At 72.6% G+C, this 26,324-nt stretch carries 27 protein-coding genes; 15 read left to right on the forward strand and 12 right to left on the reverse strand.

The features are described 5' to 3' along the window. Nucleotides 1-2 precede the first annotated feature (2 nt). Nucleotides 3-407: a pilus assembly protein CpaE gene (locus LUM46_RS10795; protein ID WP_274993882.1), complete on the forward strand. Its 405-nt coding sequence runs from the start codon at nucleotides 3-5 to the stop codon at nucleotides 405-407. Nucleotides 408-496: 89 nt separating this feature from the next. Beyond that, nucleotides 497-1,135 carry a CGNR zinc finger domain-containing protein gene (locus tag LUM46_RS10800; protein ID WP_274993884.1) on the forward strand — a complete coding sequence of 213 codons (639 nt, stop codon included), beginning with the start codon at nucleotides 497-499 and terminating at the stop codon, nucleotides 1,133-1,135. Here LUM46_RS10800 and LUM46_RS10805 read toward each other — a convergent pair. After that, nucleotides 1,098-1,499, reverse strand: coding sequence for a RidA family protein (locus tag LUM46_RS10805; RefSeq protein ID WP_274993885.1), 402 nt, complete (start codon nucleotides 1,497-1,499; stop codon nucleotides 1,098-1,100). The genes LUM46_RS10800 and LUM46_RS10805 overlap by 38 nt on opposite strands. Nucleotides 1,500-1,540: 41 nt before the next feature. Beyond that, a complete protein-coding gene (locus LUM46_RS10810) occupies nucleotides 1,541-1,765 on the reverse strand; it encodes a hypothetical protein (RefSeq protein WP_274993886.1) in 225 nt (74 codons plus the stop codon). Nucleotides 1,766-1,791: 26 nt separating this feature from the next. Here LUM46_RS10810 and LUM46_RS10815 point away from each other — a divergent pair, with 26 nt between their 5' ends. Continuing rightward, nucleotides 1,792-2,310, forward strand: coding sequence for a CGNR zinc finger domain-containing protein (locus LUM46_RS10815; protein WP_274993887.1), 519 nt, complete (start codon nucleotides 1,792-1,794; stop codon nucleotides 2,308-2,310). A 116-nt stretch (nucleotides 2,311-2,426) separates the two neighbouring features. Here the strand turns inward: LUM46_RS10815 and LUM46_RS10820 are convergent, their stop codons facing one another. Continuing rightward, the gene (locus LUM46_RS10820) at nucleotides 2,427-4,403 is read right to left on the reverse strand and encodes a thioredoxin domain-containing protein (RefSeq protein WP_274993888.1); all 1,977 of its coding nucleotides are present in this window, start codon (nucleotides 4,401-4,403) and stop codon (nucleotides 2,427-2,429) included. A 95-nt stretch (nucleotides 4,404-4,498) separates the two neighbouring features. On the opposite strand from LUM46_RS10820, the gene LUM46_RS10825 reads away from it, so the two are divergent. Then, entirely contained in the window at nucleotides 4,499-4,789 is a 291-nt protein-coding gene (locus LUM46_RS10825) for a hypothetical protein (protein ID WP_274993889.1), read from the forward strand. A 75-nt stretch (nucleotides 4,790-4,864) separates the two neighbouring features. Beyond that, on the forward strand, nucleotides 4,865-6,037 hold the full coding sequence (locus LUM46_RS10830; RefSeq protein ID WP_274993890.1) for a DUF4190 domain-containing protein: 1,173 nt from the start codon (nucleotides 4,865-4,867) through the stop codon (nucleotides 6,035-6,037). Between the two features lie 117 nt (nucleotides 6,038-6,154). Here LUM46_RS10830 and LUM46_RS10835 read toward each other — a convergent pair whose 3' ends face one another. Next, nucleotides 6,155-7,564 (reverse strand): FAD-binding oxidoreductase, encoded by a 1,410-nt coding sequence (locus LUM46_RS10835; protein ID WP_274993891.1) that lies wholly within the window; start codon nucleotides 7,562-7,564, stop codon nucleotides 6,155-6,157. Nucleotides 7,565-7,638: 74 nt separating this feature from the next. Further along, nucleotides 7,639-8,085 (reverse strand): alternative ribosome rescue aminoacyl-tRNA hydrolase ArfB, encoded by a 447-nt coding sequence (arfB, locus tag LUM46_RS10840; protein ID WP_274993892.1) that lies wholly within the window; start codon nucleotides 8,083-8,085, stop codon nucleotides 7,639-7,641. Nucleotides 8,086-8,223: 138 nt separating this feature from the next. Here arfB and LUM46_RS10845 point away from each other — a divergent pair, with 138 nt between their 5' ends. Then, nucleotides 8,224-9,780, forward strand: coding sequence for an alanine/glycine:cation symporter family protein (locus LUM46_RS10845; RefSeq protein WP_274993893.1), 1,557 nt, complete (start codon nucleotides 8,224-8,226; stop codon nucleotides 9,778-9,780). Nucleotides 9,781-9,858: 78 nt separating this feature from the next. Here LUM46_RS10845 and LUM46_RS10850 read toward each other — a convergent pair whose 3' ends face one another. The 4 genes from LUM46_RS10850 to LUM46_RS10865 form a co-directional block, all read right to left on the reverse strand. After that, nucleotides 9,859-11,712, reverse strand: a complete 1,854-nt coding sequence (locus LUM46_RS10850) for a LamG-like jellyroll fold domain-containing protein (RefSeq protein WP_274993894.1) — start codon at nucleotides 11,710-11,712, stop codon at nucleotides 9,859-9,861. 74 nt (nucleotides 11,713-11,786) lie between these two features. Further along, complete coding sequence (locus LUM46_RS10855) at nucleotides 11,787-12,596, reverse strand: SDR family NAD(P)-dependent oxidoreductase (protein ID WP_274993895.1); 810 nt, start codon at nucleotides 12,594-12,596, stop codon at nucleotides 11,787-11,789. Continuing rightward, nucleotides 12,502-13,443, reverse strand: a complete 942-nt coding sequence (locus LUM46_RS10860; RefSeq protein ID WP_310243123.1) for a cytochrome c oxidase assembly protein — start codon at nucleotides 13,441-13,443, stop codon at nucleotides 12,502-12,504. Before LUM46_RS10860 ends, LUM46_RS10855 begins: the two co-directional genes overlap by 95 nt. 5 nt (nucleotides 13,444-13,448) lie before the next feature. Further along, the gene (locus LUM46_RS10865; RefSeq protein ID WP_274993896.1) at nucleotides 13,449-13,949 is read right to left on the reverse strand and encodes a DUF2243 domain-containing protein; all 501 of its coding nucleotides are present in this window, start codon (nucleotides 13,947-13,949) and stop codon (nucleotides 13,449-13,451) included. Nucleotides 13,950-14,080: 131 nt separating this feature from the next. Between LUM46_RS10865 and LUM46_RS10870 the strand changes: the two genes are divergently transcribed. Continuing rightward, on the forward strand, nucleotides 14,081-14,542 hold the full coding sequence (locus LUM46_RS10870) for an SRPBCC family protein (protein ID WP_274993897.1): 462 nt from the start codon (nucleotides 14,081-14,083) through the stop codon (nucleotides 14,540-14,542). 61 nt (nucleotides 14,543-14,603) lie between these two features. Here the strand turns inward: LUM46_RS10870 and LUM46_RS10875 are convergent, their stop codons facing one another. Both LUM46_RS10875 and LUM46_RS10880 read right to left on the reverse strand, forming a co-directional pair. Beyond that, on the reverse strand, nucleotides 14,604-16,199 hold the full coding sequence (locus LUM46_RS10875; RefSeq protein WP_274993898.1) for a phytoene desaturase family protein: 1,596 nt from the start codon (nucleotides 16,197-16,199) through the stop codon (nucleotides 14,604-14,606). 139 nt (nucleotides 16,200-16,338) lie between these two features. Beyond that, on the reverse strand, nucleotides 16,339-17,196 hold the full coding sequence (locus LUM46_RS10880; RefSeq protein ID WP_274993899.1) for a UbiA family prenyltransferase: 858 nt from the start codon (nucleotides 17,194-17,196) through the stop codon (nucleotides 16,339-16,341). 67 nt (nucleotides 17,197-17,263) lie between these two features. Between LUM46_RS10880 and LUM46_RS10885 the strand changes: the two genes are divergently transcribed. Genes LUM46_RS10885 through LUM46_RS10895 form a run of 3 tightly spaced genes read left to right on the forward strand, consistent with a single transcriptional unit; the run spans nucleotide 17,264 to nucleotide 20,017 of the window. Next, nucleotides 17,264-18,373, forward strand: coding sequence for a type III polyketide synthase (locus tag LUM46_RS10885; RefSeq protein ID WP_274993900.1), 1,110 nt, complete (start codon nucleotides 17,264-17,266; stop codon nucleotides 18,371-18,373). 1 nt (nucleotide 18,374) lies between these two features. Beyond that, nucleotides 18,375-18,902, forward strand: a complete 528-nt coding sequence (locus LUM46_RS10890; RefSeq protein ID WP_274993901.1) for an isoprenylcysteine carboxyl methyltransferase family protein — start codon at nucleotides 18,375-18,377, stop codon at nucleotides 18,900-18,902. Between the two features lie 5 nt (nucleotides 18,903-18,907). Further along, a complete protein-coding gene (locus tag LUM46_RS10895) occupies nucleotides 18,908-20,017 on the forward strand; it encodes an NAD(P)/FAD-dependent oxidoreductase (RefSeq protein ID WP_374726978.1) in 1,110 nt (369 codons plus the stop codon). Nucleotides 20,018-20,029: 12 nt separating this feature from the next. Here the strand turns inward: LUM46_RS10895 and LUM46_RS10900 are convergent, their stop codons facing one another. Further along, complete coding sequence (locus tag LUM46_RS10900; protein WP_274993903.1) at nucleotides 20,030-20,833, reverse strand: IclR family transcriptional regulator; 804 nt, start codon at nucleotides 20,831-20,833, stop codon at nucleotides 20,030-20,032. Nucleotides 20,834-21,027: 194 nt separating this feature from the next. On the opposite strand from LUM46_RS10900, the gene kduI reads away from it, so the two are divergent. The 5 genes from kduI (at nucleotide 21,028) to LUM46_RS10925 (ending at nucleotide 26,324) form a co-directional block, all read left to right on the forward strand. After that, nucleotides 21,028-21,846: a 5-dehydro-4-deoxy-D-glucuronate isomerase gene (gene kduI, locus LUM46_RS10905; RefSeq protein WP_274993904.1), complete on the forward strand. Its 819-nt coding sequence runs from the start codon at nucleotides 21,028-21,030 to the stop codon at nucleotides 21,844-21,846. Next, nucleotides 21,843-22,601, forward strand: a complete 759-nt coding sequence (gene kduD, locus LUM46_RS10910; protein ID WP_274993906.1) for a 2-dehydro-3-deoxy-D-gluconate 5-dehydrogenase KduD — start codon at nucleotides 21,843-21,845, stop codon at nucleotides 22,599-22,601. The genes kduI and kduD overlap by 4 nt, the downstream gene beginning before the upstream one ends. A gap of 65 nt (nucleotides 22,602-22,666) precedes the next feature. Further along, nucleotides 22,667-23,749: a sugar ABC transporter substrate-binding protein gene (locus LUM46_RS10915; protein ID WP_274993907.1), complete on the forward strand. Its 1,083-nt coding sequence runs from the start codon at nucleotides 22,667-22,669 to the stop codon at nucleotides 23,747-23,749. Continuing rightward, nucleotides 23,746-24,765, forward strand: a complete 1,020-nt coding sequence (locus LUM46_RS10920; RefSeq protein ID WP_274993909.1) for an ABC transporter permease — start codon at nucleotides 23,746-23,748, stop codon at nucleotides 24,763-24,765. The genes LUM46_RS10915 and LUM46_RS10920 overlap by 4 nt, the downstream gene beginning before the upstream one ends. Then, complete coding sequence (locus LUM46_RS10925; protein WP_274993910.1) at nucleotides 24,762-26,324, forward strand: sugar ABC transporter ATP-binding protein; 1,563 nt, start codon at nucleotides 24,762-24,764, stop codon at nucleotides 26,322-26,324. Before LUM46_RS10920 ends, LUM46_RS10925 begins: the two co-directional genes overlap by 4 nt.

A 26,324-nucleotide genomic window follows, 5' to 3' on the forward strand; every position in this document is an offset into this window, starting at 1 on the left:
CGATGATCTCCACCGAGCTTGCCGTGAAGCTGCGCGACGCCGGCCTGGTCTGGACGCCGGTCGACGGCGACCAGTTCCGTATCGCCGCGCCGGAGCTCGCGGGTGACGTGTTCACCGTGAGCACGATGACCATCGAGGCGCACGAGTTCCCGACCGGCACGATCCTCGGCTTCAACGGAACCACCGAGTGGGCGCTCGACTCGGTAGCGATCGAGGACACCCTCTGGCTGCCGCGCGAGGACCAGCTGCGTGCGCTCCTGCGCTCGAGCTTCCGCGCGCTGCGCCGCGTCGACGGCAGGTACGAGGTCGATGTCGAGCTCCTCGGGCAGCCTCGTGTGTTCGCCGCCGAGGAACCGGTCGATGCCTACGGCCAGGCGTTGCTCGCCCTGATCGAGCTCAGCCGCTGACCGACGCTCTGCCCTCGACCGACCATCGGCGGGGAGCTGCACCGTGGCGTCGTAACGCAAGACCGGTCCATGAGCGTTACATTTCGACGATGGTCCCACCGCATGCCGACTGGCCCGTCCGGCTCTCTCCTCGTGCCGCCGCACGGCGGACCGCGGCGATGATCAACGTACTGGCCGCTGACCCGACAGCGGAAGCCCTCCGCGAGGTCCTGCTCGCCCACGGCGAGAACGAGTCGCTGACCATCACCGAGGACGACGTCGAACCGCTACGGCGTGCGGCCCAGAAGCTCCGGCCGGTCTTCGACGCCGACGACCTCGGGACGGCGACGGTGCTGCTCAACCAGCTGCTCGCCCGGCACACGCAGCGCCTGCGGCTCACCGCTCATGATGGCGCGGCATGGCATCTCCACCTGGATCGTGACGACGACGGTCCGATCGGCGAGTGGTTCCTGGCGTCGGCCTGCCTGGCCATGGCCGTGCTGATCTGGGACCGGCAGGAGCTGCCGGGCGGGGTCTGCGCCGCGACCGGGTGCGATCAGGTCTTCCTCGCCGTCGGCAACGGGCCGGACCAGCGGTACTGCTCACGGCGGTGCGCCACCCGCGAGCGGGTCGCCGCCCACCGCGCCAGGGCCGCCGGACAATCGCTCGGGCAGCGGTCTGCGCAGTCCGAGCGGCCCGAGCGGGATGGCGTCAGCGCAGCACCGCGGCGATCGCGCTCACCTCGATGAGTGCGCCCGGCACGCCCAGCCCGGCGACCCGCGCACCGAGCACCAGGGGTGGTTCGTCGGACGCCAGCAGGGGAGCGATCGCGCCGTAGGCGGCAGCGAGGTCGACACCGTCGACGAAGAGCACGGTCCACTGCACGACGTCGGCGAAGGTCGCGCCGGCCGCGGCGAGCGCGACTCCGGCGTTCTCCAGGGCGCGCACCGACTGCGCCGCGACGTCGTCGGCGCCGACCAGCGCGCCGTCGGCATCGACGGAGTTCTGGCCGCCGACGTAGATGGTGGTCGCCCCGGGCGGCACGACGGCGACGTGGCTGAACGCAGGGCTGGTGACGAGCCCGTCCGGACGGAGGTGCTGGATGAAGTCCATACCCGATGCTTGCACGAGCCACTGACACGAAGCCGTCGTCGTCAGCGCTCCGCCGCGGACCCGCCGCCGACCACCCGGCTCAGCGGTGCGGGCGGCGTCTCACGGTGCCCCTGGAGGTCCACCCGGTGGTCGCCGCACGTCGTGCACCTGACGTAGAGCACGAGACCTGCGGAGGTCGCGTGGCGTGATGTCGTCGCCCACGCGTGCTCGTGCCCGGCCTCCTGGGTGCTGGTGTGCGGTGCGGGACGGGTGTCGGTCGTCGTCATGCCTCCCACGATGCTGTAATGGCCTTATGCATCTCAACCCTTACGGGGAGTACGCGGTCCTGCTCGCCGCTTCGCTCGCCAACGAGTGGCCGGCCGACCGTGCGGGGATCGAGGCGCGGACGCGTGAGTTCGGCATGGCGATGGAGTTCCAGGAGGAGCCCGAGGACCACGCGCGCTCGCGCCTCGTCATCGACGACTGGCTGCGCGTCGTGGACGCGACCGGTCCCGCGGCCCGTGCCGCGCTGCTGAACGCGCAGATGGCAGCGGTCGCGGCCTACCCGCGTCTCACGGACCACGACGGCGAGGGCTGGCACCTCCACTACCGGGACGACAACCAGGTGCTGTCCTCGGTCCTGCGCGCCGTGATCAGCGTGGGTACCTCGCTCCACCTGGTCACTCGCGGGATGCACCGGCTGGGGCGGTGCGCGTCGGAGCCCTGCACCAACGTGGTGGTGGACGTGACGCGCAACGGGCGGCAGCGGTACTGCTCCGTGCGCTGCGCCAACCGCGCGGGCGTCCGACGGCACCGGGAGCGAGCTGCCTGACCGGGCGCGAGCGCAGACGCCAAGTCGGCCTTCGTCGCCGGGCTGCACGTCAGGGGAGCCGTGGCCGGCGCGCTCCACCTCGCGCTGGGTCTCGTCACGCTGCGCTGGTTGCCCCGTCAGACCCTGAGCGCCGCCGCGAGGCTCTCGGTGGTCGTCACCGGGCGGTCGCACACGAACCCCCGGCACACGTAGGCCGCCGCCTGCCCGTCGACGAGCGGGCGGTCGGCGAGCAGGGGCACGCCCGGTGCGTCCGGCTCGCCGACGGCGACCACCAGTCCGGGAGACACGGCGCCCCGGGCCACGTGTGCAAGTGCGGCGCGCGCCTCGTCGTCGGGCCCGACGACGGCGACCTGCAGCGGGCCGGTGGCGAGCGCCTCCGCGACCGCCAGCGTCCACCCGGCGAACCGTGGCGCCTGCCGGGCCAGCCCGCCGGCGGCGGCCACCGCTGTCTCGGCTGCCGTGCGGTGCCCGGACGAGCCGGTCAGGGCCGCGAAGGTGCACAGCGCACCGGCGAGCGACGACTGGCCGGCGGGCTCGGGTCCGTCGGTGGCGTCCTTCGGCCGGCTCACGAGCTGTTCGGCGTCGTCGGCGACGTCGAAAAAGCCGCCGTCGCCGTCGGCGAACCGGGCCAGCGCGACGTCGAGCAGGTCACCCGCGGCCTCGAGCCACCGTGTCTCGCCGGTCGCCTGGTGCAGGGCGAGCAGCCCTTCGGCGAGGTCGCCGTGGTCCGCGGCGACACCGGACGCGGCCCCGACGACACCGCCGCGGGACGCGCGCCGCAGGCGTCCGTCAACGAGGTGGAGGCCGAGGATCAGGTCGGCGCACTCGCGCGCCGCGGAGATGTGGGCCGGGACGTCGAGCAGCACGCCGGCCTCGGCGAGGGCGGCGATCGCCAGGCCGTTCCACGCGGTGACCACCTTGTCGTCGCGGGCGGGCTGGGGGCGTGCGGACCGGGCCTCGGCCAGCCGCGCCCGCGCGCCGGCCCACCAGTCCGGGTCGGGGTCCTGCCGCAGCTGGAGGGTCGAGGAACCCTCCTCGAACGTCCCCTCCGGGGTCACGGACAGGGCCTCCGCGGCACGGGCGCCGTCGTCGGGACCCAGGACCTCGACGAGCTGCTCGGGGGTCCAGGCGTAGGTGAGCCCTTCGACGCCGTCGGTGTCGGCGTCGAGCGCGGAGGCGAAACCGCCCTCGGGCGTGCGCAGGCCGGCCACGAGGAAACCGGCGGTCTCGCGGGCGACGCGTTCGGCGAGCGGCGAGCCGGTCGCGCGGTACAGGTGGAGGTAGACCCGCAGGAGCTGGGCGTTGTCGTACAGCATCTTCTCGAAGTGCGGCACCACCCAGGCGGCGTCCACCGCGTAGCGCGCGAAGCCGCCCGCGAGCTGGTCGTAGATGCCGCCGCGGGCCATGGCCTCGCACGTCCGCTCGACGAGGCGCAGCGCCTCGGCGTCGCCGGTCCGGGCGTGGTGCCGCAGCAGATGTTCGAGCGTCATCGACGGCGGGAACTTGGGCGCGCCGCCGAACCCGCCGTGCAGCGGGTCGGCGTCGTGGGCCAGGCGTCGCGCCGCGGCGGCGAGGGCGGCGTCGTCGAGCCGGTCCGGAACCAGCCGCGACGACGCCCTCGTCACCGCCTCGGTGATCGCCACCGCCTGCTGCCCGACGGCGTCGCGGCGTTCCGTCCACGCCTCGGTGACACCGTCGAGCAGCGCCAGGAAGTGCTCCCGCGGGTAGTAGGTGCCGCAGTAGAACGGGTCGCCCTCCGGGGTCAGGAAGCAGGTCATGGGCCAGCCGCCCTGTCCGGTGAGCGCGGTCGTCGCGCTCATGTAGACGGCGTCGACGTCGGGCCGCTCCTCCCGGTCGACCTTGACCGCGACGAAGCGGGCGTTGACTGCCGCCGCCACCTCGTCGTCCTCGAACGACTCGTGCGCCATGACGTGGCACCAGTGGCAGGCGGCGTACCCGACGGAGAGCAGGACGGGGACGTCACGGCGCCGAGCCTCCGCGAACGCCTCGTCCCCCCACTCCTGCCAGTCCACCGGGTTGTCGGCATGCTGCAGGAGGTAGGGGCTGGTCGCGGTCGCAAGACGGTTCGCCATCCCTCCAGCCTGACATCTCACGCCGCGACTCGCGGCAAGCGGTGACGCACGACCTGATGTCCTTCGGGGTACCGAGTGACCACTGGGCTCGCCCGGTGTCCTTCACAGCGGCAGACCAGGCGTTGTGCGAGGTCATGACCAGCATGTCGCGCCGGGTCCTCGTACCCGCCGGCGATCCGTCCACGATCGGCCTGGACGCGATGGGCGAGATCGCGCGCAGCGTGATCGACACCGCCGAGCACGGGGGTGGTGCGTACCTCCTGTGTGCCGAGCTCACGGATGTCGCGGACCATCCCTGTGTCGCGAGCCCGCAGTGGTGCGTCGCGAGCGACCCGGTGCTGTGTGACCTCGCCGAGGTCCCGGTGTCCGAGAGTGCCGGGCGCTGAGTTTCACCCGGACGGTGCGGCTCCATACCGTCTCTTTTCGGGCGCCGGGCCGGGCGGGACATCTACGCTCATATCGTGAGCGCGCCCGAACCGACGCAGGACCGTCCGACGCAGGACCCGAGTTTCGCGGCGCCGGCCCCGCCGCCCTACCAGCCGCCGCCCACGGCGCCGTACCAGCAGCCGCCGTCCTACCAGCAGCCCCCGTATCACCAGCAGCCGTATCACCAGCAGCCTCCGTATCACCAGCAGGCGCCGTCGCACGGGCCGTACGCGCCCGCCGCCGGGCCGCAGGGCCCGACCAACCCCCAGGCGACCGCGAGCCTCGTGCTCGGGATCGTCTCGCTGGTCCTGAGCGTGCTGTTCGTCCCCGCCATCATCGGCGTCGTGCTCGGCATCGTCGGTCTCGTCCGGTCGCGCCGCACCGACCCGCCGGTCGGGCGCGGAGCGGCTATCACGGGCATCGTGCTGTCGGTGGTCGGCGCGGCGCTCGGCGCCGTCCTCGTGGTGACCGCGTCCAGTGCCCTGACCGACCTGGCGGAGACGATGTCGCAGGAGAGCAGCTCGTCCGCGACGGAGGGGGGCAGCGGCGGTACGGCCGACGCCCCGGTGTTCGACCCGAAGGACTTCGCCCAGGTCGACGCGCGGCAGTGGGACGCCATCGCCAAGCACCCCGACCGGGCTGAGGGCGACAAGGTCGTGGTGTTCGCCGAGGTCATGCGGTTCGACAGCAGCACGGGTTCCGACCGATTCCTGGCGATCGCCGGGATCGACCAGCCTGGCCACTCCGGCGAGCTGCGGTCCGGCTCGGTCTTCATCGGTGAGGAGCCGCTGCTCGGCGGTGTGCAGGAGGACGACGTGCTGAAGATCCATGCGGAGGTGAGCGGCTCGCTCGAGCTCGAGACCCAGCTCGGCGGCGTCTCGAGGGTTCCGGTGCTGATCATCACGAAGGTCGAGGACGTCGGCTTCGCGGACCTGAGGAAGGACTTCACGGTCGGCGCGGCCGAGACCGACCAGCTCGGCATCCTCTCGGTCCCGGTCACCGTGACCAACAGCGGCGGGCGGAATTTCACGTACAGCGCCTCGGTCGTCGCCGAGAGCAAGGACGGCAAGAGCTCCTACGGGACGGGGACGGTGTTCATCGAGAACATCAAGCCCGGCAAGAAGGTGGAGGTCGATGTCGACTTCTTCGACGATATCCCGGCCGACGCCGTCTACCGGGTCGAGGTGACGGGCCGGTACATCGAGTGAGTCGAGGTCTCGTGCCTGACCGTGAGCGATGGACCTGCCCGTGAGCGACGGAAGTGTGCCAGGAGATGGGCCGGTTCGGGCGGGACGCGCTGTTCTTGACGAAGCGCCCGCGACGACCTAGCTCGGGAACGGCTGCCCGGGGAACGCCTTGCCGGGGTTGAGCAGCCCGCGCGGGTCCAGCGCGCTTTTGATCGCCCGGTGCATCGCGAGGGCCACGGGGCTGAGCTCCGCTGCCGCGCCCGGCAGCTTGAGGAGCCCGACGCCGTGCTCGCCGGTGACCGTGCCGCCGAGCGACCGGCACTCGTCGACGATGCGGTCGAACGCCGTCTTCGCGCGGGACCTCGCCTCGTCGTCGCCCTCCGGCGCGATGATGAGCGGGTGCAGGTTGCCGTCGCCGGCGTGCGCGATGTTGGCGATCACGACGTCGGCCTCCTGGGCGATGGCCTCGATGCGGCCGAGCATCTCCGGTACGGCGCCGCGCGGGACGCAGACGTCCTCCGTGAGCACGGGGCCGAGCCGTTCGAGCGCGGGGTACGCGAGCCGGCGGGCGAGGAAGAGCCGGTCCACCTCGTCGGGCGCGAAGGCGCGTTCCACGTGGGTACCGCCCGCCGTCTCGAAGAACGCGGCGACCCGCTCCGCCAAGGCCTCTCCGGCTGCGCCGGGCTCGTCGACCTTCGCCAGCAGCAGGGCCGCCGCCCCCTCGGGGAGCGTCCACTCCTGCCAGTCGGCGACGGCGCGCAGACAGGTGCTGTCGATGAGCTCCAGGGCGGCGGGCACGATGCCGGCGGCCGAGACGGCGGCCACGGCTGTGCCGGCGTCCGCGAGCGACGGGAACCAGCCCACTATCGCCCGGTCCTCTCGGCCGCCGAGCGGGCGGAGCTTCAGCGTCACGTCGACGATGATGCCCAGCGTGCCCTCGGAGCCGACCATGAGCCCGGTGAGGTCGTAACCCGTGACGCCCTTCGCCGTGGTCCGGCCGAGGCGGGCGACCGAGCCGTCGGCGAGCACCGCGGTCATGCCCAGCACGTAGTCGCGGGTGACGCCGTACTTGACGCAGCACAGCCCGCCCGCGTTGGTCGCGACGTTGCCGCCGATCGTCGAGATCGCCTGGCTCGCCGGGTCCGGCGGGTACCAGAGCCCGTCCTCGGCCACCCGACTGCGCAGGTTGTCGTTGAGCACGCCCGCCTCGACCACGGCGTAGCGCTCCGCGGCGTTGACCTCACGGATCCGGGTCATGCGTTCGAGGGAGAGCACGACGGAGCCCGCCATCGCGTTCGCCCCGCCGGACAAGCCTGTCCCGGCACCCCGCGGCACCACCGGCGCGTCGTGCGCGGCGGCGATCCGTACGGTTGCGACGACGTCATCGAGGCTCGTCGCCAGCACGACGGCGACGGGCGTCGCGTAGTCCGCCCACTCGGCGTCGTCGTGGGCATAGGGCTCGAGCGCCGCGTCGTCGGTGAGGACGGTGCCGTCGGGCAGGGCGTTCGTCAGGGCCGCGGTGAGCGCGGAGTGTTCGGTGCGAGGCATGGCGTCCGGATCCTAGCTCTCCTCGTCGCGGGAGCGGGTGATGGTTCGGGAAGCACTCCCGGGCCCGCGGGCCGTCAGTCCTCGCGCCGGGGCTTCGACGAGCGCAGCTGCTTGGTCGCGGAACGCTGCTTCTTGGCGGTCAGCCGCCGCTCCTTCGAACCTCGGGTGGCGCGTGTGGCGCGGCGGGCCCGCGGGGGAGGGGCCAGCGCCTCGGCCACCAGAGCCGTCAGGCGCCGGGCTGCGGCGTCCCGGTTGCGCCGCTGCTCCCGGTTCTCCGAGGCGACGACGGTGAGGACGCCGCCGGCGAGGCGGTCCGCGAGCCGGCTCATGACGCGCTGGCGCTGCGCATCGCTCAGGACGGCCGACCGGCCGATGTCCCAGGACAGCTCGACGCGCGAGTCGGTGGTGTTCACGCCCTGGCCGCCCGGGCCGGAGGCGCGAGAGAAGCGCTCCGTGAGCTCGGCCCGGGGGATGGTCAGCGCGGGGGTGACCGTGAGGCCGGGGCGGACGGGTGAGGGCATGCATCCATCGTCTCGTGATCGGCCGGGAGAGTCACGATCGGAACGCGCCCCGAATTCACCTCCACACCAGGTCACCCGCTAGTGTGCCGCCATTGCTGGTCCGTGCGTGTGTCCGAACGTCCCCTTCCAGGAGTCACTATGAGTTTCGCCGATCGCATCGTCGCTGCGAACGAGCTGATCTGGTCGATCCCCCTGATCGCCCTCTGTCTGCTCGCCGGTCTGTACTTCTCCCTCCGCACCGGCTTCCTCCAGGTCCGGCACCTCCCCGACATGCTCAGCCAGCTCAAGAAGGGCAAGGAGTCCGAGGACGGCACCTCCTCCTTCCAGTCGCTGATGATGTCGCTCGCCGGTCGCGTGGGGATGGGCAACATCGGCGGCGTCGCCACGGCGATCGCCTTCGGCGGCCCTGGTGCGGTGTTCTGGATGTGGACCTCCGCGTTCCTCGGCGCCGCCACCTCGTTCGTCGAGAGCACCCTCGGCCAGATCTACAAGGAGAAGGACCCGGACACCGGTGAGTACCGCGGTGGCCCGGCCTACTACTTCGAGAAGGCGTACCAGCACAAGGCCCGTGGCCTGTCGCTGGCCTACGGGATCCTCTTCGCGGTCGTCACCATCCTCGCGATGAGCTTCTTCCTGCCGGGCGTGCAGGCCAACGGCATGGCCTCCGCGATCAACAACGCCTGGGGTGTCCCCACCTGGGTCACGGCCATCGGCCTGGTGATCCTGCTGGCCTTCATCGTCATCGGCGGGGTCAAGCGCATCGCGCACTTCACGGTGGTCGTGGTCCCCACGATGGCCCTGCTCTACGTCATCATCGCGCTGGTCGTGTTCTTCCTGAACTTCACCGACATCCCCCGCGTGTTCTCGCTGATCTTCGGCAGCGCCTTCGGCGCCCAGCCGGTGTTCGGGGCGATCCTCGGTCTTGCCGTCAAGTGGGGGGTGCAGCGCGGCATCTACTCCAACGAGGCCGGCCAGGGCACGGGGCCGCACGCCGCTGCCGCCGCCGAGGTATCGCACCCGGCCAAGCAGGGCTTCGCGCAGTCCTTCGCGGTGTACGTCGACACGCTCTTCGTCTGCTCCGCGACCGCGTTCATCATCATCTCGACCGGCATGTTCAACACGTTCTCGGGCGAGACGTGGCCGAGCGACGTGATCCACGAGGGACACGGCGGTCTGAGCACCGACGTCGAGCCCGGCCCTGGCTTCGTGCAGCAGGGCCTGGACTCGGTGTTCCCGGGTGCCGGGCCGACGTTCATCGCCATCGCCCTGTCGTTCTTCGTGTTCACCACGATCGTGGCGTACTACTACATGGCCGAGACGAACCTGAACTACCTCACCCGCAAGATGAAGAACCGTCTCGCGGCGCGGGGCATGCAGCGGGTGCTGCAGGCACTGGTGCTGGTCTCGGTGGCGTACGGCGCCGTGACGACCGCCGGCTCGGCCTGGGGCCTCGGCGACATCGGTGTCGGCTCGATGGCCTGGCTGAACATCGTCGGCATCCTGTTCCTCCAGGGCCCCGCCATGAAGGCGCTCAAGGACTACCGCGAGCAGAAGCGGCAGGGCCTGGACCCGCAGTTCGACCCCCGGAAGGTCGGCATCGAGGGCGCGACGTTCTGGGAGCTCCGCGCCGACGGGAAGCTCCAGGAGGGCGCAGCCGACGGAGGGACGCCCGAGAAGCAGCTCGACCGGGGCTGACCTGCGGTCAAGGCCACGACGCCGACCTGGACGAGGTCGGCGTCGTGGCCTTCGCCGCGCACGCGTCCGAGGCGGGCCTCAGCGGCCCCTGGCCGTGAGGAACTGGTCCGGCCGCAGCGCGCGGGAGACGATCCTCGTGTCCCCGATCCAGCCGTAAAACCCCTGCCCGTACCGCTCGGCGGACTGGGTGCCGCCGATGGCGAACGGCTTGCCGAGCGTCGAGATGCCCCGTGACTCCTCGGCGGCGTTGCGCACGATCTTCGAGCCGTCGACATACATCACCGTGTGCCGGCCGTCGTTGACGAGCGCGACGTGCATCCACCGGCCGACCGGGATCGCGTGGCTCCACGACGTCGGGTCGGCGTCGACCGGTACGGGGTAGACGACGAACTGCAGGAACCGCTCGCCCGACAGGTTCAGGCTGCACGTCGGCTCGTCGTCGGACCATCCGCTGTGCTTGCCCGCGTCGCCCGCCCGACCCTCCCAGCTGAGGATGCCCATCCAGGCGTGGTCACCGTCGAACGGCTCCGGCAGCTTGAGGAACGTCTCGATCGTGTAGCCGGATTCGAACGTCGCGCTGTTGACCGGCGCGTCCGGACCGGTCCGCAGCACCGCACCGCGATCGGGACCCTTGCCACCGTCGAACCGCAGGCTCGCGCGGGCCGGCTGGGCGTCGTGGTGCTCGGCCGACCAGGTCAGCGCCGCCGGGGCGCTCGCGTGCAGCAGCTCGGAGGTGAGGTCGTTGCCGTTGCCGGTGAGGTCGCGCGCGACGGTGCCCGGCGCGACCGGGGCGCCGTCGGCCACCGTGGTGGCGAGCCCGGTCTCGTCGAACCGCCAGTACGCGACGGTGCCGCGCGGCATCACCGCGGACGGCGGGAGCGGTGCCGGCAGCACCGGCGGCGCGAACGCGGCGAAGCGCTCGTCGAAGTCGATGTCGACGGTGAACCGGTCGACGTCGCCGCTGAGCTCGACGTGCTCCGCCTCCAGCGGCGTGCGGTCGTCCTTGCCCAGCAGCCAGGGCGAGAAGGTCTCGACGTCGATCACGCCGCGTGCCAGGTCGAACGAGTAGTACCGGACCATCCCCGCGCCGCCGTAGTAGCGCTCCTGGTAGTTCGTGATGTGCAGGTGCACCGGGTTGCCGGCGTCGTTGGTCATCGTGGTGCGGCCGGAGGGCCAGTAGTGCCCGCCGAGCGCGAGGAAGATCTGGTCGTTGCGCCGGATCAGGCGGTCCCAGAGTCGCTGTCCGTTGGTGGACAGGTGCGCCTTGCCGTCGTCCTCGGCCCAGACGAGGTCGTGGGTGGTCAGGATGGCGGGGAGCGGGTGCTCGTCGAGCACGTCCTGGGCCCACGCGAGCCCGGCGTCGGACGCCCGCCAGTCCAGCGCGAGCACCAGCCACTTCCGCCCGCCGCCCTGGATGACGTGGTAGCTGTTGTAGCCGTCGGGGGAGGAGCCGCCGTACGTCTTCATCCGGGAGAACCGCTGCGGTCCGAAGGTGCGCAGGTACGGCGTGTCACCCCGCTGGTCGTCGCCGCTGACGTCGTGGTTGCCGGCCAGCACGCTGTACGACAGCCGGCCGGCGGCGTCGAAGGCGCGGCTCGCGGCCCGCATCTCGGTCGCCGTGCCGTGCTCGGTCACGTCGCCGAGGTGGGCCATGAAGACGATGTTGTCCCGCGCCTGCTCCCGCACGAGGTGGCGCAGCGTGGCGCGCACCGGCTCGGCGTCGGAGCCGCCGTCGTCCAGGAGGTACTGCGTGTCGGGCAGGACGGCGAACGTGAACCGCGGGTCGGCGGTGTCCGGCCGGCCGCCGTTCGCCGTGGCGGACACCGGTGCTGCGGACGCGGCCGTCGCACCGGTGGTCGCGGAGGCTGCGGACAGGATGGGGACGGCCGCTGCTGCCTGGAGCAGGGACCGGCGGGAGAGCTTGTTTTCCACGGGTGCATCGTGGCGGGGCTTGCTGGCGCGGGGATGACGTGGAGTCGAACGGAACCTGACGATCGGACCCGAGCTCAGGGCGGTGGTGCGCCCGGCACGTAGAACCAGCCGTGGAACGCCGTCCGTGCGCGCTGGGGGAGTACCGAGGCGATCGCGACCATCGCCTTGGCCTGCAGGCCGGGGACGACCTCGGCCCGGCCGGCGAGGAGCCCGTCGACCGCCTGGCGGGCCACCACCGCGGGCGTGGACTTGGGGGCTCGCCCGATGTGCGTGTCCTCCATCTCGGCCGCGCGGAAGAACGGCGTCCGGGTCCCTGACGGCAGGACCGTCGTCACCGTGACCCCGGTGCCGGTGAGCTCGCCGCGCAGGGACCAGCCGAACGAGCGCAGGAACGCCTTCGAGGCCGCGTAGGTGCTGAACCGAGGGGCAGGCATCGTGGCGGCGATCGACGACGTGAGCAGGATCCGCCCCGAGCGGGCGGCGACCAGGTCGGGCAGGACGAGGTGCGCGAGGTGCACCACGGAACGCACGTTGAGGTCGACGAGCCGCAGCTCGTCCTCCAGCGGGGTGTGCAGGAACGGCCCGTGGACCCCGACGCCGGCGTTGAGCACGAACATTCGCAGGTGGAGGTCGCGGGCGCGGGCAGCGGCCTCCACGACGCCGGCCGGCGAGGCGAGGTCGACCTCCAGGCCCGTCACACGGGCAGCGGTGTGCTGGCCCAGCCGGCGCACGGCCCCGTCCACGTCCCGCTCGGCGACGACGAGGACGTCGTGGCCCCGCTGTGCGAGCTCACGGGCGATCGCGAAGCCGATGCCGCTGGATCCGCCGGTGACGAGGGCGGCGGGCGGCCTCGCCGGTGGGTGCTGGCGCACGTGCTCGGTCATCGGTCGCCCCTTCGGTCCGATCCGCGCCCCGTCTCGAGGTCGTCTCCCCGACCGTAGGCACGATCGACCCCGCACGCACGCCGCTCCTGCGGCCGGTCACGCGGTACCAGTCGGCGGCCAGCAGCACCATGAGCGTGACGTCGACCATGTCGCCGCCGTAGTACATGAGCTGGGCGCCTGCTCGCCCGTCCTGCGTGCCGACCCCGGGCGGTGGATGGGCATAGAGCCACTTGGCGAGCACCGAGTGCGTGGCGACGAAGACGACGAGGACAGCGGCGCGCACGCGCAGGGACACGGGGTGCAGGCGAGAGTCGGGCCCGACGAGCGACGCGGTGAAGAGACCGCCGGCCAGGAGCACGTGAGCGTGCACCGCGAGGCCGAGGAGCGCCGACGCGTGGGCGTGATGGAACAGCTCCGTGGTGTACAGCAGCCAGAGGCCGCCGGCGTTCAGCAGGCTCGCGGTCACCGGGTGCGACACGACGCGAGCCCACGGGCTGCGCAGGATCCCGGTGACGGTCCGGGCCCGGTCGACGGGCAGCGCGCGCAGGAGCAGCGTGACCGGAGCTGCGAGCACGAGCAGCAGCGGCGCGAGCATGCCGAGCAGGACGTGCCCGAGCATGTGCGCGGTGAAGCTCGTCCGCGCGGCGGAGGCCACCGGGCCCAGGGCAGCCGCCGCGCAGGCCAGTCCGAGGTACCACAGCGCCGTCCGGTGCGTGGGCCACGGGCTGCGCCGTCGCGACGCCACGAGCGCGACCGCGTAGCCGGCCGCGGCAGCGGCCAGGACCAGGACCGTGAGCACGTCCCACGGCGTGGTGCCGAGGTCCTGGCTGTGGTGGTGGTCCGTCACCGCGCTCAGCCGCCGGCGGGCACCGGCCGGGCATGGCGCAGCACGAGCACACCGGCGACCAGGATCACGAGGGCCGAGCCGATCCACACCGCGTCGTAGGGCAGCAGGTCCACCCCGTACCGGATCTGGTGGATCCCCAGGACCTTGTGGTCGATCACGCCGTCGAAGAGCTGGAAGGCGCCCACGCCCGCGAGTACCGCCCCGGTCCACCGTCGCCACACCACCTCGGCCCGACGGCGGACGTCGGCCAGCAGGAACAGCGACCATACGGTGATGAACCAGCCGACCGCGTGGAGCACGCCGTCGGCGGCCAGCGCCACCTCCGTCGTCGACAGGTCGTAGAAGTGGTGCCACTGCAGACCCAGGTGGAAGACGAGCAGGTCGATCATCGACGCCGCGATGCCGCACCCGAACAGGAACCCGGACAGCACGGTCCGTCGGTCCGTGTCGTCCGGAGGGCTGGCAGGATCGCCCGGGGAGCGTCCGGTCGGAGCGGCGGCGGGCATCGGGTTCCCCTTCCGTGGGCGGCGTCGTCGGCCTCACCTCGACGGTAGACGAGGACGCGCGATCGAGACACCCGCGCGGACGCCGTCGGCCTGCGGGTTGCCAGTGCCCGCGACCTCGTTAAGGTCAGAGCATGGTGACCGTCACGCGGGCCGCCCGATGCACTCCCGACGCGGTCCTGGGTGTGCTCGCCGACGGCTGGTCGTACTCGAGCTGGGTGGTCGGCACGGCACGCATCCGGGCCGTCGACCCGGCATGGCCGGAGCCGGGCGCCCGCATCCTCCACTCGGTCGGTATGTGGCCCGCCCTGCTCGACGACGAGACGGTCGTGCGTGCCTGGGACCCGCAGCGGTCGATCGAGCTGCAGGCGAGGGGCTGGCCGGCGGGCGAGGCGCGCGTGCTGATCGAGGTGGAGCCGACGCCGTCGGGAGCCGGCTGCAGGATCCGCGTCACGGAGGACGCCGACAAGGGCCCCGGCAAGATCCTGCCCAGGCCGGCCCGTAGCGCGGTGATCGCCCCCCGGAACATCGAGACGCTGCGCCGGCTCTTGCTCATCGCCGAGCGACAAGCACCCGAGCAGGGGCGTCCGGGCTGACCCGAGCAGGTCCCGGCGACGGTGCCGACCGTGGTGGTGCCGACCGTGGTGCCGTGCGCGCTCACGGGTCCCGCAGCAGCCGTCCCCAGGCGCTGCGTACGAGCGCCCGGGGGAGCGTGCCCCAACGGCTGGACGCGGCCAGGGCGACGCGTGCGGCGTTCCACCCGCAGGCGCCGTGCACACCACCGCCCGGGTGAGCCGCCGCGCTCGCGAGGTAGAGCCGTTCGACCGGCGTCTCAGGTCGGCCGAGCCCGGGCGTGGGCCGGAAGACGAGCTGCTGATGGACCGCCGACGTGCCGCCGTTGATCGCGCCGTCGACGAGGTTGGCGTCCGCCGCCTGGAGATCCGCCGGGCTCTGGACGGAGCGGCCGACCACCGTGCCGCGAAAGCCGGGGGCGACGCGGTCGAGGGCGTCCTCCATGCGCTGAGCCTGACCGGCGACGGCGTCCTCGGTCCAGCGCACGCCGTGCGGCACGTGGGTGTAGGCCCACGCGGACTCCGTGCCGCGGGGAGACCGCGTCGGGTCCGAGGTCGTCATCTGCCCGAGGACGAGGAACGGGCGCGCGGGGACCTCCCCCTTGGACAGGGCCGCTGCGACATCGACGAAGCCTCGGCGGTCCACGCCGAGATGGACGGTCCCGGCCCCGTGCGCCGCACCGGCCGCCCACGCGAGGGGGCGGTCGAGCGCCCAGTTGATCTTGAACGTCGGGTGGTCCCACTGGAACCGGCCGAGGTCGCGCACGAGGCGGGGCGGCAGGTGTTCCGTGCCGACGAGGTCCCGGTACAGGGCCGGGGCGCTCACGTCGGCGAGCACCGCACGCCGGGCACGGACGAGCTCGCCGCGGGCCGTCCGGACACCGACCGCTCGGTTGCGTGCGACGAGCACGCGTTCGACGCGCGTCCCGGTGACGACGTCACCCCCGCCGGCGCGAACTCGTGCGGCGAGCGCGTCGGCGAGCGATCCGGCACCGCCCACGGGCACGGGAAAACCGACGTCCTGGCCCAGCATCGTCAGTAGCCAGCCGAAGAGGCCGCTGCCCGCGGCGTCGGGTGGGACGTCGGAGTGCATCGCGTTACCGGTGAGGAGCAGCCCGCCACCCTCGCCCCGGAACGTCTCGTCCGCGAGCCGGCGCACCGGCAGGACGCCGAGGCGGCCGAGGTCGAGCGTTCCGCCGACACCGAGCCGGCTCAGCAGCCGCAGGGCCGGGCGGGCGGCGGGCAGCGGGCTGAAGAGGGCGTCGAGCAGCGGGTCGCGTACTCGCTCCCAGCCGGCGAACATGCGGAGCCAGGCGTCGCCGTCGCCCGGACCGAGCTCTTCGAGTCCCGCGGCGGTGTCCTCGGGCTCGGTGCGCAGCACGACGGACCCTCCGTCGTCGAGGACGTGGGCCAGGACGGACGGTGCCCGCGACCAGGCCAGCCCGTGCTCCTCCAGGTGCAGGCCCCGGATCACCGGCGAGCCGGCCGCGAGCGGGTAGAACGCGCTGAACAGGTCGGTGCGGAAGCCCGGCGCCTCGGTCTCGGCCGTGCGCACCGCTCCGCCGACGGCGTCCTGCTCCTCGAGCACCAGCACGTCCCAGCCGGCGTCGACGAGCGCGTTCGCGGCGACCAGCCCGTTGGGACCGGCGCCGACGACCACCGCGTCGACCGTCCTCACCATGGGCGCGGCACCCGGCCCACCATCCGGCCCACCACCGACCTGTCCACCAGCAGCTCCTCCATCGGGTCCCGTCCAGCCTGCCCACGATCGGCCGCGGTCGCCAGCGCGCCGACGACGCCCGTGGGGTCCGGGCCGGTGTTCAGGGGACCACCGCGATGTCGGACGCGGCCAGGGCAAGCAGCACCACGCACACCACGGCGACCCCCATGCTGAGACCGAACGGCGCGCGGCTGCGCGGCCGCGCGAGCGCCGTGGCACCCGCGGCAAGAGCCAGGCAGGCAGCGACCGCGCCGCCGAACCAGGCGGCCGGAGCCGGAGGGCCGCCCGGGCCGGTGACGACCAGGCCGACCGCGGCGAGCAGGAGGCACGGGGCCAGCACGCCGCATGCGCGGCGGCCGAGCCGGTGCGGCAGGCCCCGGACGCCTGTCGCGGCGTCGTCCTCCAGGTCCGGCAGCGTGTTCGCGACGTGTGCTCCCGTACCCAGCAGCGCTGCCGCGGCGACCGCCCAGCCGGCGGGTACGCGCGGACCCGGCGCGGCGAGGACGACGAAGACCGCCAGCAGCCCGAAGGAGAGCGCGTAGGGCAGCCACGACCACACGGTCGCCTTGAGCCGCGCGTTGTACGCCCAGGCTCCGCCGACCGCCACGAGATGCGCGGCGCCCGGCGCGAGACCGAGCGCGAGCGACGCGGCGACGCACACGGCGAGCGCCGCCAGGGCGGCGGCACGCAGGCCGCGGGCGGTGACGAGTCCTGCGACCACGGGCTTGTCGATGCGGCCGACGGTCGCGTCGCGCGCGGCGTCGATCCAGTCGTTGGACCACCCGACGGAGAGCTGACCGGTGCCGACAGCTGCCGTGACCAGCGCGACGGTCGTCCCGTCGGAGCCGAGGGCAGCGGCCAGCGCGGCGGACAGGCCGGTCACGACGACGGTCGGAGCGGCATGGCTCGCGAGCACGAGGCCGCGGGCCAGGCGACGGACTTCCTTGCCGGACATCATGGGCGGCACGCTAGTCGTGCCGCGTCCTCGGCGCGCGGGTGGCGTGGTCCTGCGTCACGATGCTGAGATGTCGTGTGTCGTGGCGGTCGAGCCCGTTCTGCCCGCGAACGTGTACGCCCAGGAGGCGGTCACCGACGTCGTGGGGCCGCTGGTGGCGCCGGACCCGGCACGGACCGCGCTGCTGCGGCGGCTGCACGCGAGCGCCGGTGTGGAGCACCGGCACCTGGTGCTGCCGCTGGAGGAGTACGCGGACCTGCACTCCCTGGGTGCGACGAACGCGGTCTTCATCCGGGAGGGGGCCCGGCTGGCCGAGCGTGCGTGCCGCCGGGCGCTGTCCACGGCGGGCCTCAGACCGGAGGACGTCGACCATGTCTTCGCCACGTCGGTGACCGGGGTCGCAGCTCCGTCGCTGGACGTGCTGCTCGCGGAGCGGCTCGGCCTGCGGAGCGACGTGCGGCGCACGCCGTCCTTCGGGCTCGGCTGTGCGGGTGGCGCCGGCGGGCTGGCGCGCGTGCACGACCATCTGCTGGGCAGACCGCGCGACGTGTCCCTCCTGGTGTCCGTCGAGCTGTGCTCGCTGACCCTGCAGCACGGGGACGACTCCCCGGCCAACATGGTGGCGTCCGGCCTGTTCGGCGACGGCGCGGCCGCCGCCGTCGTCGTCGGTGCGATGCACCCGCTGGCGCTGGCGCCCCCGGGCGGTACCCCGGGGCGCCGGGCAGGCCGTCGGCGCACGGCCACGGTGGTCGACACACGCTCGCGGTTGTATCCCGGCACCACGGACGCGCTGGGCTGGGAGGTGCGTGACACCGGGTTCGCGATCGTGCTCTCCGCCGGCCTGCCGGGCCTGCTGCGTGCGCACCTGCTCGCCGACGTCAAGGGGTTGCTCGCGGAGCACGACCTGACCCCGGTGGAGGTGCCCACGTGGGTCGTGCACGCGGGTGGTCCGCGGGTCATCGATGCCGTGCGGGATGCGCTCGGGCTGGCTGAGGACGCGGTCCGGGAGAGCCGGGCGAGCCTCGCGTGCGCGGGCAACCTGTCGTCCGCGTCCGTGCTCGATGTGCTGGCCAGGACGCTGGCGAGCGCTGACGCCCCGTCGGGCTCGCCCGCCGTGCTCATGGCGTTCGGCCCGGGTGTCTCGTGCGAGCTGGTGCTGCTGAACCTGGAGGGCCGCTGACATGCTGGTGTTCTATGTCGTCCTGGTGGGTGCGACGGCGCTCGAGCGGCTCGCCGAGCTCGTCGTGTCGGCCCGCAACGCCCGGTGGTCCTTCGCCCGCGGTGGCGTCGAGTCGGGGCGAGGGCACTTCCCGGCGATGGTGGTGCTGCACAGCGGCCTCCTGGTGGCGTGCGTCGCCGAGGCGGTGCTCGCCGAACGGCCGTTCCTGCCGTGGCTCGGCTGGCCGATGCTCGTCCTGGTGCTCGCGAGCCAGGCCTTGCGGTGGTGGTGCGTGGCGACGTTGGGGCGCCGCTGGAACACCCGCATCATCGTGGTGCCGGGCCTGTCGCTCGTGTCGGCGGGTCCGTACCGGTGGATGCGCCACCCGAACTACGTGGCGGTGGTGGTCGAGGGCATCGCGCTGCCGCTGGTGCACACCTCATGGGTCACGGCCCTCGTGTTCACGGTGCTGAACGCGGTGCTGCTGGCGCGGTTCCGGATACCTGCCGAGGAACGGGCGCTGCGGATGTCCGCGGTCGGCGAGCGGTGAGCAGCGTGGGATCCGGCACCACCGACGTGGACGTCCTGGTGGTGGGTGCCGGGCCGGTCGGGCTGGCGGCGGCGGTACGTGCGCGGGCCGCCGGGCTCGACGTGCTGGTCGTCGACCGGCGGTCGGGCACCCTGGACAAGGCCTGCGGCGAGGGCCTGCTCCCCGGTGCGCTCCGGGCCGTGCAGGCCCTCGGTATCGACCCACCCGGTCATCAGCTGTCCGGTATCAGCTACCGGTCGCCCGGCCGATGTGCTGATCACCGTTTCACGTCCGGGCCCGGTCGCGGCGTCCGGCGGACGACCCTCCACGACGCCCTGCGCGAGCGCGCGACCGACGTCGGCGCGCCGTTCCTGCACGGGAGAGTCTGTGGCCTGCGGCAGGACGCCGCGGGCGTCGAGGTGGACGTCGCACGGACGTCGCGCGCGGACGGGGCGGGAGAAGCACGTGGCTCGGTCACGGTGCGTGCCGGATGGGTGCTGGGGTGCGACGGCCTGCACTCCACGGTGCGCCGGTTGGCGGGGCTCGAACCGGGGTCCGGGCAGCACGGCGGCCGGCCGACGGGCGACCGGTACGGGCTGCGCCGGCACTTCCAGGTGCGGCCGTGGACCGACCTCGTCGAGGTGCACTGGTCGCCGGACGTCGAGGCCTACGTGACGCCGGTCGGTGCGGAGACCGTCGGCGTCGCCCTGCTCGGGTCCCGCACCGTGCACGAGGCGGGGTTCGACGCGCTGCTGCGCTCCCGGTTCCCGGAGCTGAGCGCACGGCTCGCTGGTGCCGCGGTCACCGGCTCGCTGCTCGGTGCCGGCCCCCTGCGCCGGCGGTCGCGGCGGCGTTCCGCGGGCCGCGTGCGGCTGGTGGGTGACGCGTCCGGCTACGTCGACGCACTGACCGGCGAGGGGGTCCGCGTGGGGCTCGCCCAGGCGGACGCCGCCGTCCGGCACCTCGGCGACGGCGACGCGTACGAGCGTGCGTGGCGGGCGGTGACCCGCGACTACCGCACGCTCACCACCGGGCTGCTCGCCTGGGCCTCCAGCCCCGTCCGCCGGGCCATCGTGCCGGCGGCGTCGCGGGCGCCGTGGCTCTACGGCGCCGTGGTCGAGCGGCTGGCACGCTGACTCCCGGCCTGCTCAGCGCACCAGGCTGTTGCCCTGCACGGCCGCCAGCCGCGCCCTCACGCTGAGCAGGGTCTCGATGATGTGGTCCTCGCGCCCGTCGCCGAGCCGGCTGATCGGCACCGCGACGCTCATCGCGTCCACCGAGTGGTGGCTGAAGGGGAGTGCGACGCCGAAGCAGCGCACGCCCAGGCACGACTCCTCGCTCTCCGTGGCGTAGCCCTGGTAGGCCGCACGGTCGATGATCTCGAGCACCGAGTCCTTGTCGGTGGTGGTCTTCGGCGTGATCGCGGCGATCGACTCCGGCACCAGGTCGCGCCGCGACTCGGCCGGCATCTCGGCGAGCAGGGCGCGCCCCAGCGACGTGGCGTACGCCGGGAGCCGGCGTCCGACGGCGGAGTGCATGCGCAGCGGGTGCACCGACTCGCGCTTGGCGGTGTAGATGACGTCGGCGCCGTCGAGCCGTCCGAGATGGACGGTCTCCTCGGTGGCGGCGGCCACCTCGTCCAGCACGGCCGTGGCGCGGGCCAGCACCGGGTCGCCGTCGAGGTAGGCCGAGCTCACGACGAGGGAGTGGATGCCGAGCTGGTAGACGCTCCCGGTCGGGTCGGTCTGCAGCCAGCCGCGATCGGTCATGGTCCGCAGCAGCGCGTGGAGGCTGCTCTTGGGGATGTTCAGGCGGGTCGAGAGCTGCAGCTGGGTCCCCGGGCCGTGGGCCGCGATGTCGTCCAGCAGGTCCAGGGCGCGGGCCGCGGACTTGACCGGCCCGGTGTCGCTGGTGCCGGCGGCCTCCCGGGGGAGTTCCTTCTGAAGCTGCATGGACATTCTCCTCTGGTCTTTCTGCAGGTCTGGTCCTTCTGCGGGTACCGGGGCAGACCCACGGGGTGAATCGACCCTATCGCGAGTTCGCATACATGGACAGGTTTCGACCCCTTGACCAGTGACCCGGGTCACGTCTATCGTCGGGCAAGTTCACATAGACGAACAGAGTTCACAAACTGAGGGGTGACTGCGTGATCCAGGTTCGATATTCGACATCTCCGTCCACGGCGGAGACGGCCACTACTGCGGACCTGCGAGAGAACTTCCTCGTCACGGACCTCTTCGTGGACGGTGAGGTCCGGGGCACGTACACCCACGACGACCGGATGGTGGTCGGCGGGGCCGTGCCCGGCGCCGGCGAGGTCGGCCTGCCGGCCTGGTCCGACGTGCTGGGAACCGGGACGCACCTCGAGCGCCGCGAGCTCGGCGTCATCAACGTCGGCGCCGCGGGGCACGTCGTCGTCGACGGCGAGAAGTTCGAGCTCGACCATCTCGACGGCCTGTTCGTCGGCCGGGGGAGCGAGGTGTCCTTCGTCGGCGCCGAGGCTGCCTTCTACTTCGTGTCCGCACCGGCCCACGCGACGTACCCGACCCGGGCGCTCAGCCACAGCGAGGTGGTGCCGGTCGCGCTCGGCTCGGCCGAGGCGGCCAACGAGCGCAACCTCTTCCGCTACGCCTGGGGCCAGGAGCTGGAGACCTCCGTGCTGCAGTTCGGGGTGACGGTCGTCGCGAGCGGCTCCGTCTGGAACACCTTCCCGCCGCACCTGCACGACCGCCGCACCGAGATCTACTGCTACGTCGACCTCGACGAGCAGGACCGCGTCTTCCACTTCCTGGGCCAGCCCGGCGCCACCCGCCACCTCGTGCTCCGGAACCGCCAGGCGGTCATCTCTCCGCCCTGGTCCATCCATGCCGGAGCCGGCACCGGGTCGTACGCCTTCATCTGGGCGATGGCCGGCGAGAACAACGCCTACACCGACCTGAGCCCCGTGGCGCTGGAGGACCTGTGAACAGCTCGCCCTTCGACCTGCAGGGCAGGTGCGCGGCGGTGACCGGCGCGGGACGCGGCCTCGGCCAGGCGATCGCGGTGGGTCTCGCCCGCTCGGGAGCGGACGTCGTCCTGCTCGGCCGGCCCGGCAACCAGGAGGCGACCCGCGACCTGGTCGCCGACCTCGGCGTCAAGGTGGACGTCGTCGACCTGGACGTGAGCGACCTCGACGCGGTCGAGCAGGTCAGCGCCGAGCTGAACGGCTCGCGTCAGATCGACATCGTGATCAACAACGCCGGGATCATCGACCGCGAGGACTCCGTCGCCGTCGGCCGCGACTCCTGGCAGCGGGTGCTCGACGTCAACCTCAACGGGCTCTTCTTCCTCACCCAGCAGCTCGGCCGGCCGATGGTCGAACGAGGCCACGGCAAGATCGTCAGCATCGCCAGCCTGCTGTCCTTCCAGGGCGGCCTGCGCGTGGTGTCGTACGCCGCCAGCAAGCACGGCGTCGCCGGGGTGACCAAGGCACTGGCCAACGAGTGGGGGCCCCGCGGCGTCCAGGTCAACGCCATCGCCCCGGGCTACATGGTCACCGACAACACGACGGCGCTCCGCGAGGACGCGGACCGCGCACGCTCCATCCTGGAGCGCATCCCGGCCGGGCGATGGGGCACGGCCGAGGACATCGCCGGTGCTGCCGTGTTCCTCAGCTCCTCGGCCGCCGACTACGTCAACGGCCACGTCCTGGCCGTCGACGGGGGCTGGATGGCCCGCTGACCTCAGTCCCTCCACAGCAGTCCCACCGCCGGACTCCGGCACCGAACGAGATCGAGGAAAAGACAATGAAGTTCACCTCTCGACACACAGCCGCCGTCATCGGGGTCACCCTGGCGGCCGCCACGCTCACGGGATGCACCGAAGAGGCAGGTGGGGGTGGCACCGCAGCCGCAGCCGGTGCCTGCGACCCCGCGGACGTCACCCTGGTGGGCCAGGTGCGCAACGAGTCCAACCCGTACGAGGCGGCGTGGCTGGACGGCGGCGACGCCTTCGCCGAGCAGGTCGGCCTCACCCAGGAGCGACTCACCTATGACGGCGACTCGACCCGTCAGCAGGAGCAGATCAGCCAGCTGCTCGCCGGCGACACCGAGTGCCTGGTCATGAACGTCCTGCCCAACGGCGACTCCGACACCCCGCCCATCGTGGAGGGGGCCGAAGAGGCGGGCGCCTACCTCGTCACCCAGTGGAACAAGCCGGCCGACCTGAACGTCACCGACTACGACTCCTGGCTCTCGCACATCACGTACGACGGCGTGGAGTCGGGCAAGCAGATCGGCGACGCGCTGGCCGAGGCCGTCGGCGGTTCGGGCGGCATCATCGCGCTGCAGGGCATCCTGGACACCGGTGCCGCCAAGGACCGGTTCGCCGGTCTCGAGGAGTCGCTCGCGGCCAACCCGGACGTCGAGCTGCTCGACGACCAGACCGCCAACTTCTCCCGGGCGGAGGCACTGGAGGTGACCAAGACGCTGCTCACCAAGCACGGTGACGACGTCAAGGGCATCTGGGCCGCCAACGACGACATGGCGCTCGGCGCGCTCGAGGCGCTGCAGCAGGCGGGCCGGGACGACGTGGCAGTGGTCGGCATCGACGCGGTGCCGGACGCGCTCACGGCGATCGAGGACGGCACCATGACGGCGACCGTCTCCAGCGACGGCCCCTGGCAGGGCGGCATCGGCCTGGCCATCGGCTACTGCGTCGCCACCGGTGAGCTCGCCGTCGAGGACATCGCCGCTGAGGACCGCGCCTGGTACGCGGAGCAGTTCCTCATCGAGCAGGACAACGTCGCCGACTTCGTCTCCCCGGAGACCGACGAGGCCGACTTCGCCTGCGACAACCTCTTCAGCCGTTCGCAGGGCGCGATGTCGTGACCACGACATCCCCCGCCGACGCCGACCGCGAGGTCGTGCACGCAGGGCGCCCCCGGCCTCGGCGGGGGATATCGCTCAGCGACGCCGGACCGCCGATCGCCCTGGTCGTCATCTTCGGAGTCTTCGCGGTTCTCAGTCCCGACTTCCGGACCGTCTCGAACGTGCAGAACGTCCTGGACGCCGCGGCGGTCCTGGCGGTCGTGACCTGCGGCATCAGCTTCGTGCTGATGATGGGGTCGATCGACCTGTCAGCTCCCGGGATCATGGGCGCCTCCGCGATCGCGGTCGCCCTCCTGGTCGCCAACAACCGCAACGACAACGACTTCGGGCTGTTCGGGGTCGCCGTGGCGGTCCTGCTCGGTGCCGCGCTCGGCTGCCTGAGCGGGCTCGCCCTGGTCGTGCTGAAGGTGCCGTCGTTCATGACCACCCTCGGCGTCTCCGCCGTGGGTCTCGGCGTGGCCACCCTCATGTTCGCGGGCGTGCAGCCCAACGTCACCGACCCGATGCTGGAGGGCTGGGCGGTCGAACGGTTCCTCGGCCTGGCCCACCTCACCTGGATCGCCGTCGCCTGTGTGCTCGTGGGCGCTCTGGTGCAGCGCTACTCGCGCCTGGGCCGGTACGCCTTCGCGATCGGCGGCGCCGAGGAGGTGCTGGGACTCTCCGGGGTGCGTGTAGCGCCGTACAAGGTGGCGGTCTTCACGATGGCCGGTGCGTTCTACGGCCTCGCCGGCGTGCTGGTGACCAGCCAGCTCGGCGCCGGCCTCGTCCAGGCGGGCAGGGGCTACGACTTCTCCGCCATCACGGCCGCCGTCGTCGGTGGCACCCTGCTCTCGGGCGGCCGCGGCGGCATCCTCCACTCCGTGGTCGGCGTCCTGCTGGTGACGGTGCTCACCAACGGCCTCGTCCAGGTCGGGGTGAGCCCGTACTGGCAGGGCGGTGTCCAGGGGCTCATCGTCGTCGCGGCCGTCGCGGCCGCGGTCCTCCCACAGCGTCGTAGGAACCAGGTGACCAAGTGACCACGAACCTGCAGACCCAGCCCGACCCGCGGGTGCCGGCGCCCGCGCCCGCCCTCGAGGTGCGCTCTCTGGTCAAGCACTACCCCGGCGTGAAGGCGCTCGACGGCGTCGACCTGGTCGTGCGTCAGCACGAGGTGCTGGGCCTGGCCGGGGAGAACGGCGCCGGCAAGTCCACGCTGCTCAAGGCGCTGGTCGGCCTGGTGCGGCCGGACGGCGGCGAGATCTGGGTGCGCGGCGAGAAGGTCCGGCTCAGGAGCGTCGTCGATGCCGCCGACCACGGCATCGGCATGGTGTTCCAGGAGCAGTCGCTCGTCCCCAACCTCACCGCCGCCGAGAACATCGTGCTCGGCAGCGAGGGCCCGGGCGTGCGCCGCGGCATCTACCGCTGGAGCACGATGCGCCGGCTCGCGCAGGAGCAGCTCGACAAGATCGGGTCGCACATCGACCCCCTCGCCCGCACCGACACCCTGACCTTCGCCGACCGGCAGATGGTCGAGATCGCCAAGGTGCTGCGGATCGAGGAGCGCACCTCGCACCCGCCGGTGATCATCCTCGACGAGCCCACCTCGGTGCTGGAGTCCAAGGAGATCGAGACCCTCTTCACCCAGGTGCGCCGGCTGCGCGAGTTCGCCTCGGTCGTGTTCGTCTCGCACCGCCTCGACGAGGTGCTCGACGTCTGCGACCGGGTGGCCGTGCTGCGCGGCGGCCGGTCGGTGGGCGAGGTGCCCGCCGCGGACGCGGCCCCGGCCGACCTGCACCGCATGATGATCGGCTCCACCGGGTCCGACGACCACTACCACGGCGGCGCCGGCGAGCGACCGGACGAGGCCAGCAGGCCCCGCCTCGTGGTGCGCGGTCTGTCCGGCAAGAGCTTCCGCGACGTCGACCTCGACGTGCACGCCGGCGAGATCGTCGGCATCGTCGGCGTCCACGGATCCGGCCGCGAGGACGTGTGCCGGGCGCTCTTCGGCGCCGAGCCCACCACCGCCGGCGAGGTGGTCCTCGACGGCGAGAAGCTCGACCTGTCCGGCACGCGTGCGGCCTGCGCCGCGGGCGTCGGGTACGTCCCGGCCGAGCGCAAGACCGAGGGCATGGTCGGCCCGATGTCGGTAGCGGACAACATGACGCTCACCAAGCAGCAGTCCCGCTGCACCGGCCCGCTGGTGCGACCCCGGAAGCAGGCGACGCTCGTGGACCGGTGGATCGAGCGGCTCTCGATCCGCACCCCGCACCGGGGCACCGCGATCCAGAGCCTGTCCGGCGGGAACCAGCAGAAGGTGGTGCTGGCCCGCTGGCTGGTGGCCGGCGACGTCCGGCTGCTGCTGCTCGACCACCCGACGCGCGGGCTCGACGTCGGCGCACGCTCGGAGGTGTACCGGCTCATGCGAGAGCTCGCCGACAGCGGCGTCGCCACGGTGTTGCTGGCCGACAGCCTGGAGGAGGCGATAGGCATGTCCGACCGGATCATCGTGATGAGCGACGGCCGGGCGACCACGCAGGTCGCCGCCCCGGCCGGGGGCAAGCCGACCCCGCTCGACCTCGTCAAGGAGATGGTCTGA

Source organism: Promicromonospora iranensis, assembly GCF_028994805.1.
GTDB lineage: Bacteria > Actinomycetota > Actinomycetes > Actinomycetales > Cellulomonadaceae > Promicromonospora > Promicromonospora iranensis.

Coding starts and splice junctions, on each gene's coding strand:
- LUM46_RS10795 (WP_274993882.1), top strand. CDS start 3: ATGATCTCCACCGAGCTTGCCGTGAAGCTGCGCGACGCCGGCCTGGTC.
- LUM46_RS10800 (WP_274993884.1), top strand. CDS start 497: ATGGTCCCACCGCATGCCGACTGGCCCGTCCGGCTCTCTCCTCGTGCC.
- LUM46_RS10805 (WP_274993885.1), bottom strand. CDS start 1,499: ATGGACTTCATCCAGCACCTCCGTCCGGACGGGCTCGTCACCAGCCCT.
- LUM46_RS10810 (WP_274993886.1), bottom strand. CDS start 1,765: ATGACGACGACCGACACCCGTCCCGCACCGCACACCAGCACCCAGGAG.
- LUM46_RS10815 (WP_274993887.1), top strand. CDS start 1,792: ATGCATCTCAACCCTTACGGGGAGTACGCGGTCCTGCTCGCCGCTTCG.
- LUM46_RS10820 (WP_274993888.1), bottom strand. CDS start 4,403: ATGGCGAACCGTCTTGCGACCGCGACCAGCCCCTACCTCCTGCAGCAT.
- LUM46_RS10835 (WP_274993891.1), bottom strand. CDS start 7,564: ATGCCTCGCACCGAACACTCCGCGCTCACCGCGGCCCTGACGAACGCC.
- arfB (WP_274993892.1), bottom strand. CDS start 8,085: ATGCCCTCACCCGTCCGCCCCGGCCTCACGGTCACCCCCGCGCTGACC.
- LUM46_RS10845 (WP_274993893.1), top strand. CDS start 8,224: ATGAGTTTCGCCGATCGCATCGTCGCTGCGAACGAGCTGATCTGGTCG.
- LUM46_RS10855 (WP_274993895.1), bottom strand. CDS start 12,596: ATGACCGAGCACGTGCGCCAGCACCCACCGGCGAGGCCGCCCGCCGCC.
- LUM46_RS10865 (WP_274993896.1), bottom strand. CDS start 13,949: ATGCCCGCCGCCGCTCCGACCGGACGCTCCCCGGGCGATCCTGCCAGC.
- LUM46_RS10870 (WP_274993897.1), top strand. CDS start 14,081: ATGGTGACCGTCACGCGGGCCGCCCGATGCACTCCCGACGCGGTCCTG.
- LUM46_RS10875 (WP_274993898.1), bottom strand. CDS start 16,199: ATGGTGAGGACGGTCGACGCGGTGGTCGTCGGCGCCGGTCCCAACGGG.
- LUM46_RS10880 (WP_274993899.1), bottom strand. CDS start 17,196: ATGATGTCCGGCAAGGAAGTCCGTCGCCTGGCCCGCGGCCTCGTGCTC.
- LUM46_RS10885 (WP_274993900.1), top strand. CDS start 17,264: ATGTCGTGTGTCGTGGCGGTCGAGCCCGTTCTGCCCGCGAACGTGTAC.
- LUM46_RS10890 (WP_274993901.1), top strand. CDS start 18,375: ATGCTGGTGTTCTATGTCGTCCTGGTGGGTGCGACGGCGCTCGAGCGG.
- LUM46_RS10900 (WP_274993903.1), bottom strand. CDS start 20,833: ATGCAGCTTCAGAAGGAACTCCCCCGGGAGGCCGCCGGCACCAGCGAC.
- LUM46_RS10915 (WP_274993907.1), top strand. CDS start 22,667: ATGAAGTTCACCTCTCGACACACAGCCGCCGTCATCGGGGTCACCCTG.